General features: G+C 42.1%; 2 protein-coding genes. One reads left to right on the plus strand and one right to left on the minus strand.

Annotation, left to right across the window (positions count from 1 at the left end):
- Nucleotides 1–5 precede the first annotated feature (5 nt).
- On the minus strand, nt 6–419 hold the full coding sequence (gene tnpA, locus F6K52_RS35880) for an IS200/IS605 family transposase (protein WP_293089920.1): 414 nt from the start codon (nt 417–419) through the stop codon (nt 6–8).
- A gap of 67 nt (nt 420–486) precedes the next feature.
- Between tnpA and F6K52_RS35885 the strand changes: the two genes are divergently transcribed.
- Nucleotides 487–1,862, plus strand: a 1,376-nt coding sequence (locus F6K52_RS35885; protein WP_293089922.1) for a transposase, incomplete at its 3' end; no start/stop codon positions are given.

A 1,862-nucleotide genomic window follows, 5' to 3' on the forward strand; every position in this document is an offset into this window, starting at 1 on the left:
ATTTGTTACTTGCCTCGTTGACTTTCGATATATTTTTTGACTACCTCTGTACTTACTTGACCTGTTGACGCCACAAAGTAGGTCGGAGTCCACAATGATGGCAGTTTCTTTAGTTCTGGGAATTCTTTGCGTAAATAATGAGATGCCCGTCCTTTTACCCACCTGGCTATATCCGCTGGGGACTCGTGGGTAGGCGCGTTTACGAACAAATGAACATGATCGGGCATTATTTCCAATGCGATCAGTTTCCATCCATGTTCAGTTACCAGTTCAAATATTATTTCCTGCAACCGTCTGGCTATATCCCTGATTAATACTGGTTTTCGACGCTTTGGAACAAAGACGAAATGATAATTAATTGAGGATACTGAGTTTTCGGTTCTTCGATACTGGTGATCTTCGATGGATAATTTGGCCATCTTACCTGAGTTTTGTTGACAGTAAATGTAGCAACAATGATAATGGTCTACAGGAGGTGATGGCAAAGTGTACAAGACGATACCAGTTAGAGCATCATTTAGTGACGAAGAGAAAGCTTTTTGGATTTTTCAATGTCAGCAAGCCAATAGCCTCATAAATTGTGCAATTTATTACACCAAACAAAAACACTACAGTTGGCTGGAGCAGCAACAAGAAGCATTTACAACCTACTGGAAAGGTGATAATCTTAGGTATGGTTGGAAAACCTACAAATGCAGCACAAAATACCCAGAATTAGATAAAGCATTAAAGTTAAATCCACATTACAAGGCAATGGCTGCCCAGTCTGCTCAACAGACATTAAAAGCAGTCGGTGAATCTATTACTAGCTACAACCAACTAGTGAGTCTTTATTACAAGGGCAAAGTTGACCGACCAAAATTACTTAGATATCGCCAAAAAGGTGGATTAGCTGCTGTTGCGTTTCCTCGTCAAGCACTTAACTACAAAAAAGGTTTGTTCTACCCGTCGATAAGCATTGAAACTAGGCCACATCTGATTGCTGAGATCTCACTAGACCCACCGGATTTTATAGATCCTGACTGGGTCAAAGAGGTGACTATTCGTCCGTACCTAGGAGAACTTTGGATCGACTGGGTGATCGACGATGGGAAACAGCCAATATCTAACAACCACTACCTTGATTACACTCAAGCTTGGAGTTTTGATCACGGTGGAACCAACTGGTTAACAGGTGTCTCGACTCAAGGAAAAAGCTTGATTATTGATGGTCGAAAACTCAAGTCCATGAATCAGGGGTATTGCCGATTAGTTGCAAAATACAAGCAGGGGAAGCCCGATTTTTATTGGGATTCCAACCTCGATCGGGTGCAACGGAAGCGCAATAACCAGATGAGAGATGTCATCAACAAGGCGGCTAGGTTTATCATTAATCGGTGCCTGAATGATCGCATTGGTAATTTAATAATTGGCTGGAACGAAGGTCAGAAAAACCGTTCCAATATTGGAAAACGAGGTAATCAGAATTTTGTAGTCATTCCCACCGGTAGACTGATCGAACGGTTAAAGCAACTTTGCTATGAGTACGGAATCAAATTAACCATTACTGAAGAGTCTTACACTAGCAAAGCCTCTTACCTTGACGACGACAGCCTCCCAAAAATTGGTGAAAAACCCAAAGGATGGAAACCGTCGGGTAAACGAATTAGACGTGGATTATACGAAACTTCTTTTGGACACTTGATTAACGCGGACTGCAATGGTGCCGCCAATATAGCCAAGAAAGTAGCTACACAGTTAGGAATTAACCTGACCAAGGTAGGTAGGGGAGTCTTGACACTCCCGAACCGTTATGATTTGTTCACTTCATTGAGTAAATCATATCGGACAAGAAGTGAAGAGGCGCGGTTTCAACCCGCCTC

The organism is Moorena sp. SIO3H5 (assembly GCF_010692395.1).
GTDB lineage: Bacteria > Cyanobacteriota > Cyanobacteriia > Cyanobacteriales > Coleofasciculaceae > Moorena.

What these genes read in the sequence shown, in the direction of transcription:
- tnpA (WP_293089920.1), bottom strand. Translation starts at nt 419, where the DNA reads ATGGCCAAATTATCCATCGAAGATCACCAGTATCGAAGAACCGAAAAC.